The organism is Thiorhodococcus mannitoliphagus (genome assembly GCF_010915725.1).
Taxonomy (GTDB): Bacteria; Pseudomonadota; Gammaproteobacteria; order Chromatiales; family Chromatiaceae; genus Thiorhodococcus; species Thiorhodococcus mannitoliphagus.
The window spans coordinates 1-8427 of the sequence record NZ_JAAIJR010000183.1 but is presented as its reverse complement, the minus strand read 5'-3'; the positions used below and the strand labels follow the sequence as shown (position 1 = coordinate 8427).

General features: G+C 63.8%; 5 protein-coding genes. All 5 read left to right on the top strand.

What is annotated here, in order from left to right:
• The first annotated feature begins 260 nt into the window (after nt 1-260).
• The 5 genes from G3480_RS23920 to G3480_RS23900 all read left to right on the top strand — a co-directional run bounded on the left by G3480_RS23920 (nt 261) and on the right by G3480_RS23900 (nt 7734).
• Nucleotides 261-1547 (top strand): efflux RND transporter periplasmic adaptor subunit, encoded by a 1287-nt coding sequence (locus tag G3480_RS23920; RefSeq protein WP_164656748.1) that lies wholly within the window; start codon nt 261-263, stop codon nt 1545-1547.
• Nucleotides 1544-2278: an ABC transporter ATP-binding protein gene (locus tag G3480_RS23915; RefSeq protein WP_164656747.1), complete on the top strand. Its 735-nt coding sequence runs from the start codon at nt 1544-1546 to the stop codon at nt 2276-2278. The genes G3480_RS23920 and G3480_RS23915 overlap by 4 nt, the downstream gene beginning before the upstream one ends.
• Complete coding sequence (locus tag G3480_RS23910; RefSeq protein ID WP_164656746.1) at nt 2278-3483, top strand: ABC transporter permease; 1206 nt, start codon at nt 2278-2280, stop codon at nt 3481-3483. The genes G3480_RS23915 and G3480_RS23910 overlap by 1 nt, the downstream gene beginning before the upstream one ends.
• Before the next feature lie 456 nt (nt 3484-3939).
• Complete coding sequence (locus tag G3480_RS23905) at nt 3940-5325, top strand: HDOD domain-containing protein (protein ID WP_164656745.1); 1386 nt, start codon at nt 3940-3942, stop codon at nt 5323-5325.
• A 156-nt stretch (nt 5326-5481) separates the two neighbouring features.
• The gene (locus G3480_RS23900; protein WP_164656744.1) at nt 5482-7734 is read left to right on the top strand and encodes a patatin-like phospholipase family protein; all 2253 of its coding nucleotides are present in this window, start codon (nt 5482-5484) and stop codon (nt 7732-7734) included.
• Nucleotides 7735-8427: the final 693 nt, after the last annotated feature.

The following is an 8427-nucleotide window of genomic DNA, read 5'->3' as shown; positions in this document are numbered from 1 at the left end:
CCCCGTTAAACCATTCACGCAAACGCCCGGGGGCGGGGGGCCCCCCCGGCTAGGGGGCCCCGGGGGGGGGGGGGCGCCGCTCCCACCGGTCGTGCGCTTGGGCTATGAGAGGATGAACGGCGCCATCGAACGCGAGGCTTTCCTCCCTGTCTAATGGCCCGGATCCGTCGAGCATCGGCACTCCCTGCGTGACTGTGACTGATGCTTCCCATCGATCCTTGCCCTAAGCAACCTCAGTCTGTCATTCGGAGTCGTCGGCGATGAGCCAAGAGGAGAGTCAGGCCGAGGCATCGGTCGCGGAGCGTATTGGTCTGAAGGAACCCTCGTCCAGGCGTCTGCGCCATTGGCGCAGGTGGCTCGCTCTGATCATTGTTGGTCTTGCCCTGCTCGGAGTCTTATTCATCGCGCCCTCTCGGGAGGACGGCCCCCTGTTCAAGACGGCAGAGGCCCGTCGCGGCGATCTGCGCGTGGAGGTCACCGCCACCGGGAAGCTCCAGCCGGTCACTCAGGTGGATGTCGGTACCGAGGTCTCCGGCACCATTCTCAGTGTCGAGGTCGGTTTCAACGACCGCGTCGCGCAGGGACAGGTGATGGCCAAGCTGGATCCGGATAAGTCACGCGCGGAAGAGCGTCAGTCCGCCGCGGCACTTGCCTTGGCTGAAGCTCAGGTCGACGAGGCGCAGGCAACCGTCAGCGAGACCGGACGCAAGCTTGGGCGCACGCGCGATCTCATCAAGAAACGCTTGGCCTCTCCGGAGGAGTTGGATACGGCCGAGGCCGCTGCCGAGCGTGCGGTTGCCGCGCTCGCGGTCGCCCGCGCCAAGGTCGACCAGGCTCAGGCCAAGCTCGACTCGGACCGACGCACGCTGGAAAAGACGGTGATCCGCTCGCCAATCGACGGCATCGTGCTCAATCGCGTCGTCGAGCCGGGGCAAACCGTCGCCGCCTCCCTGCAGACGCCCGTGCTCTTCACCCTGGCCGAGAATCTGACCCAGATGGAACTCAAGGTGGATGTCGACGAGGCGGACGTCGGTCAGGTGGAGGAGGGGCAGACGGCCGTCTTCACCGTGGATGCCTACCCGAGTCGGACCTTTCCTGCGACCATTACCCAGGTCCGCTTTGCGCCTGAGACCGTCAATGGGGTCGTGACCTTCGGGGCCCTGCTGGCGGTCGACAACGCGGATCTGTCGCTGCGTCCCGGGATGACCGCGACGGCGGACATCCTGGTGCGCGAAGAGTCGGATGTCCTGCTCGTCCCCAATGCCGCGTTGCGGTTCATGCCGCCGCGTCAGGAGGGCGCGAAGGCGCGGCCGAATCTGCTCAGCATGCTGTTGCCGCGACGCTCGCGTGGCACGCGGCAGCCGTCGGAGTCGACCGAGAAGAAGCCGGCGGGTGCCGTCGTTTGGGTCTTGCGCGACGGCGTCCCGGCATCGGTCGACATCGAGACGGGCTTCACGGACGGGGCCAGGACCCAGGTTGTGAGCGGTGAGCTGGAAGCCGGGACGGAGGTCCTGGTCGGGGTCGAACAGGGCGGGCGCACGCCATGAGCCCGCTCGACGGCGTCACGCCTGCGGCTGAGTCAGCACCGCTGATCGAACTGCACCAGGTGAGCAAGATTTACGGCTCTGGTACGGCTGAGGTGCGCGCCCTGGATGGCGTCGATCTGCGCATCCAGGAGGGCGAATTCGTCGCCGTCATGGGGCCGAGCGGGTCCGGAAAGTCTACCGCCATGAATATCCTGGGCTGTCTGGATACGCCGACGCTGGGCTCCTACCGCTTTCGCGGCGTCCCCGTGGAGTCGCTCGACCGCAACCAGCGCGCGCTGCTGCGCCGGCACTATCTCGGCTTCGTCTTCCAGGGTTTCAATCTCCTCAACCGGACCTCGGCGCTGGAGAATGTCGAGTTGCCGCTCATCTATCGGCGCACCCCAAGCGCCGAGCGGCACGCCCTGGCGCGCCAAGCCCTGGCCATGGTCGGGCTGACCGGCTGGGAGCATCACACCCCGAGCGAACTCTCCGGCGGACAGCAGCAGCGCGTCGCCATCGCTCGCGCCATGGTGACCCAGCCAAGCCTGCTGCTGGCCGACGAGCCGACCGGTAACCTGGACACCGCGCGCAGTCACGAGATCATGGAACTCTTGATTGGACTCAACCGCGAGCGCGCCATCACCGTCCTCATGGTCACGCATGAGGCGGACATGGCCGCCTACGCGCACCGTGTCATCCACTTCCTGGATGGCCGGGTCGCCGACGTCATTCAGCCTGGAGCAGAGGCCTGATGCTCTGGAACGCCTTGCTCCTCGCGCTGCGCGAGATCCGCCGCAACATCCTGCGCTCGGTGCTGACCATCCTCGGCATCGTCATCGGCGTTGCCGCGGTCATCGTCATGGTGACGCTGGGTGATGGCGCGACGCGCCAGGTCACTCAGCAGATCGAGAGCCTGGGCAGCAACCTTCTGATGATTCGGGTCGGCCAGCGCATGGGGCCGGGGCAGCGGTCCAACGCCCCCGCTTTCAGTCTGAGCGATGCCCTGGCGATCCGCAGGGATGTGTCCTCGGCGCGCGCCGTCGCGCCTTCTTCCAGCGCCTCCCTCACGGCTGTTGTCGGCAATCGCAGCTGGTCGACGACGATCAGCGGCACGGATAACGCCTATTTCGATGTCCGCAACTGGGAGCTGGAATCCGGGCGCATGTTCTCCACGGGCGACCTGCGCGGCGGGCGCTCGGTCTGTGTGATCGGCGCGACCGTGCGCCGCGAACTCTTCGGCGCTATGGATCCCATTGACCAGAATATCCGCCTCAAGTCGATGGCCTGCCAGGTTGTCGGGCTGCTGCGCGCCAAGGGCCAAAGCACCATGGGGATGGATCAGGACGACCTCGTCTTGATGCCGCTGCGCACCTATCAGCGCCGAATCGCGGGCAATCAGGACGTGAATCTCATTCAGGTCTCGGTGCGCGATGGTGTTTCGACCGAGGAGACGACCAAGGAACTCGAACGCCTGCTGCGCGAGCGGCGCAACATTTCGGCCTCCGAGGACGACGACTTCAGCGTGCGCGACCTCAAGGAGATCACCAAGATGCTGACCGGCACCACGCGCGTGCTCACCGCGCTGCTGACGGCGGTCGCGGCGGTGAGCCTGCTGGTCGGCGGCATCGGCATCATGAACATCATGCTGGTGTCCGTGACCGAGCGGACCCGCGAGATCGGCATCCGCTTGGCCATCGGCGCCCTCGAGCGCGAGGTGCTGCTGCAATTCCTGGTCGAAGCCGTGGCCCTGTCGTCATTGGGCGGCATCTTGGGGATTCTGCTCGCGCTCGGCGCTTCGCTGGGCTTGACCCGGCTCTTGAACGTCCCCTTCGTCTTCAACGGCGGAATCGTCCTCATCGCCTTCTTTTTCTCCGCGGCGGTTGGGGTTATCTTCGGCTACTTCCCGGCGCGCCGGGCGGCCCGACTGGATCCGATCGAAGCCTTGCGACGGGAGTAGCCCGGGGGCATCCTGTACCGCCTAAGAAAGCGTCCATCAACAACTTCCCCCCTTTCGCAAAGGGGGGCTAGGGGGGATTTCGGGCGGCATCGCTCGCATCGGGAAACAATTGATGGACAATTTCTAAGTGCAGCCGCCAGCGGGGCCAAAGAGATTGGTGGCTGGTGGCTAGTGGATAGCGAGGCTTCGCCTCAGACCGACGAGCCATGCTATCGGTATCGGGGTCGCTATCGGAATCGCTATCGTCGGTTCGATCCCGATCCCGACGGCCTTGGATGGTCGTCCGCTTCATCGAAATTTGACGCATCTGCAAGCATTTTGCGCCCTCAAGGATTCTAGTGGTCGGTGGCTTCTTCCGGGTTGAGTGGGTCTCAAGGTCCGGGGCGCAGGGGCCGATAATGAGATGGGCTCAGTCGACCGTCTGAGCTGGAGTCGAGAGATTCGGGAGATACCTGGGTGGGATTGTTCTGGACGCGGCGCAAGGCGCCTGAGCCGCCGGCGCGCGAATTTCAGACGCCGGACCTGAGGAAGGTTCGCGACGTTGCGCGCGAGGTGGGGGTGTTGCCGGGTCTGCCGGAGGCTGATCTGAGCCTCATTGTCGATGCCGCAACCGCGATTAGACTGTCGGCCGGCCAGCGTCTGTTCGAGAGCGGTGAGATTGCCGACCGGGTGCATGTCGTCTTGACCGGCGGCATCCATCTCAAGCAGTCCGGTGAGACCCATGTCGAGGAGTTGGGTCCGGGCGATTGGCTCAGCGATGTCGATCTGGACCAGCCGGGCATCTATGAGGCGACCGCGGTCGCGCGGACCTCGACGACACTCCTGGTGATTGATGCGTCCACGTTCGCCGAGTTGGACGAGCCCTTGGCGACCGAACTCAGACGGCGAATCGCGCGGGCGACGATCGAGCGTCTGCGCATTCTCAGGGGCAGGATCGAGACGCTCTCCCGCCGCGAGGAGGTCTTTACGGATCTGCTCTACGCGCTGCGCGCCAAGAAGGGCGGGGGATTCGCCCGGTCGCCCATGGTGAAGCTGCTCTTCTCCAAGGTGAATGCCCTGCCGATCTCCAGCATGCAGCTGTTGAGCAAGATGCTCGACGAGCGAACGACCAAGAATGAGATTGTCGAGCTGGTGACCATGGACCCTTCGCTGACCAGCACGCTGTTGCGGGCGGTGAATACGCCCCTGTTCGGCTTCCGGCGCGAGATCACCAATGTCGGCCATGCCATTGTGCTCATGGGGCATGACATCGTCTATCAGATCATCATGTCCGAGAGCATGCGCCGCAGTCTCCCGGATACGGCGTTCTTCCAAGAGTTGCATCGGCGCGCGGTCGAGGTGTCCCGCATCGCTTCCACCGTCTCTGAGGTGCTGCGTGCCGGGCGGCCCGCGGAGGTCGCCACCCTTGGATTGCTGAGCGACATCGGCTTCGTCGTCATCGAACTCCTCAAGACCAACAACCCCGGGCTGAGCATGCTGTTCGACGACTTGGAGCCCGCGGAGATGGGGTCGGAGCTGCTGCGCGGCTGGCAGTTACCGGAGTCGCTGTGCAAGAGCATCCAGTTCAGCCGCTATCCCGAACTCGCACCGCCGCACCGGGTTCCGGTAGAGGTGCGCGCGAACGTCGCGGCGCTCTATCTGGCCCGCTGCTGCTACGAGGATCTTCATGAGATTGCGGACGCTGCGCCGAGACTCTTCGTCAGCGATTATCTTGCGGCGATCGGTTATCCGGATCTGACGCCAGCGTCGCTGCTCAATGATCGTGTACTGCCGAGGCTGCGGGCTCACCGGCGTCATCTGCCGGCCTCCCTGGCGGCAAGGGTGAGCGATGCGTCTCGGTGAGCGACCGGCGTCGAGGCGTTGATCCAGTGCTCGTCTGTCGGGGCTCGGTTTCGCAGGTCGTCCACTTTCCGATTCCGAGGTCCGTCAATTAGACTGCCGCCACCCGGCGGATTCCTCGAGATCCGTTCACCCTTCGGTTTCAGACGAGGCTTCTCAATGAAACGCCATCGGCTCGCTCTGGTCATGCTCCTTGCGGCTTGCGCAACCCTCTCGTCCATTGCGCTTCCCTCCGTCGCGCTCGGCGCTGGCCGCGATAGCGCCTATCCGCGTATCGGTCTAGTGCTGAGCGGGGGCGGGGCGCGCGGCTCGGCCCATATCGGCGTGCTCAAGGTGCTGGAGGAGATGCGCATCCCGGTCCACGTGGTCGTCGGGACCAGCATGGGCTCGCTCGTCGGGGGCGGCTTTGCGGCAGGATTGCCCGCGGCTGAGTTGGAGCGACGGGTGACGCAGGCGAACTGGGATGTGCTCTTCAACGATAACCCGCCCCGGAAGGACTGGCCCGTGCGCCGCAAGGAGGCCTCTGCCAATCCAACCTGGGACTTCTCGCTCGGTGTGCGCGACGGCCGCGTGCGGTTGCCCAATGGCGCCATCTCGGGGCAGCAGGTACAGCTCTTCTTCAATGACCTGGTCAAGGGTGTCGAGACAGTGCAGCGCTTCGACGCCCTGCCGATCCCCTTCCGCGCCGTGGCGACCAATCTCGAGAACGGCCAGATGCACGTCTTCGACTCGGGTCCGCTGCCTGTCGCTATGCGGGCCAGCATGTCCGTACCCGGCCTCTTCGCACCTATGGAATGGCAGGACCAGATCTACGTGGATGGCGGTCTGGTGCGCAATCTCCCCATCGACGTTGCCCGGGAGATGGGGGTGGATGTCATCATCGCGGTGAATCTGGGATCCGGCTATCTGCCGCGCGATCAGCTCGGGACCATCCTGGGCGTCACCGGCCAGATGATCGCCATCCTCACCGAGCAAAATGTGCAGACCTCGCTCAAGCAGATCCGTCCGGGGCGCGATATCCTCATCGTCCCGGATCTTGGCGACATCACCTCCGGCGACTTCGATCGAGCCCCCGAGTCCATCGCGACGGGCGAGAAGGCGGCGCGCAAGGTGGAGGCGCAACTTGCCCGCTTCAGCCTGAGCGAGGAGGCCTATGCACGCTGGAAGCGCGAGCGTTTTGGGCCTGGGCGGCCGGTGAAGAACGTTGGAGAGGTTCGCGTGGCGGGCCTGCAGCTTGTCAACCCGAAACTCTTTGATGGCTTGGTCGATGCTCAGGCGGATCAACCCCTGGATCGGGAGCGTCTTGTCGATGATATCGAGGGTCTTTACGGCCGTGGTGATTTCGAGCGCATCAGCTACCGCTTCGAGCCGCAGCGCGATGGGGATGATCTCCTCATCGTGGATGCCATTGAGAAGGCCTGGGGACCTGGGTATCTCGGGTTCGGTCTCGGTTTCTCCTCGGACAACAAAGGCGACAACCGTTTCGGTCTGCGGGCGACCTACAACCAAACCTGGATGAACCGGCTTGGCGGCGAGTGGAGTTCGATGCTCACCTTCGGCAATTCTCCGAGTTTGTATACCGAGTTTTATCAGCCCTTGGATTTGGATCGCGCCCTCTTCGTCGCCCCCTATCTGGATCTGAGCAGCACTCCGGATAGCGTCTTCCTAGGGGATCAGCGTGTTGCGCGCTACAACGTGAGCCGGGTGCGCCTGGGCATGGATGTGGGGACGACGCTCAACGGGGTCGAGGTGCGCACGGGTGCCTACTATGGGCATACAGGCGCCGATCTGGACACCGGGTCGCCCGAACTCAACGAAGATGGGCTAAGGGATTCCGGGCTGCGCGGCCGGATCGTCTACGACACGCTCGACAGTCTTGGAGCGCCGCGTTCTGGGCTGCGTCTCTCCCTGGAGGCCATGAGCCCGCTTTCGGCCATGGGCGCGGAGGTCGACTATACGCGTGCTGAAGTGGCCGCGATCGCGGCCCATAGCTTCGGTCTCAATACCATTACTGGAGTGATGAGAGGCGGCACCAGCTTCGGTGCCGAGATGCCCTACTATGACCAGTTTCCGCTAGGTGGCTTCTTGAAGCTCTCCGGCTACGCCAATGAGCAGTTCCGCGGCAACGATATGGCCTTCGCGGGCTTGGCCTACTATCGCCAGATCGCCGCGCTCCCGCCGCCGATCGGTCGAGGACTCTATCTTGGCGCCTCGCTCGAGGCCGGCTGGCTGTCCGACGGCACCGTGACCAATCCGAGGGACGGGCTAGACACGATCCTGAGTTCCGAGGAGACGCGCTATGGCGGTAGCGTCTTCTTCGGGTCCGATACCTGGATCGGCCCGGCCTATCTCGGGATCGGGCTCTCGGCGACGGGCGAGAGTGCGTTCTATGTGCTGATCGGTGTGCCCTGAGTCTTGAGGAACAGACAAGACATCCTCGGAACATGATCAAGGGAAGGCAGTCTGGCGTCTCCGAGCGATTGGATGCTCGCGCTGATGGATGTGGGCGTTAGAAGCTGTCTGGAAACTCCTAGGGAGGCTTCGCCTCAGACCGACGAGTCATGCCATCGGGATCGCTATCGGGATCGGGATCGCTATCGTCGGTTCGATCCCGATCCCGATCCCGATCCCGACCCCGATCCCGACCCCGACGGCCTTGGATGGTCGGACGCTTCATCGAAATTTGACTCATCTGCGAGCATTTTGCGCCCTCAAGGATCCTAGGAGCCTGTCCGACTTAGGATGAATCGGCTGCGGAATCGGGAGAACGGTCCCTTTCGCCCCGCTTTTTCGTTACATAGAACCACGATGCGCCTCAAAACCGGAACGAAATGGCCTCGCTCTCCCACTTCCTCGCTTCGATCCCCCCAAGTCGGACAGGCTCCTAGGGGCCTCTACGATGATTTCCAGACAGCCTCTTAGCCCTTGCGGCGGCATCACTTTGTAGGGTGGAACGCGCAGCGGTTCCACCGCCGGTGTTGCGGTTGGCATTGCTGGCGGATCGCCCAGTCGGCTTTTCAGGGAAAGCCAGTGCAGAACTCCTGACATACGCCCATTAACTCGCTGAAATGGTGTTATAATTCTGGCTTGAATCGATAAATAAAT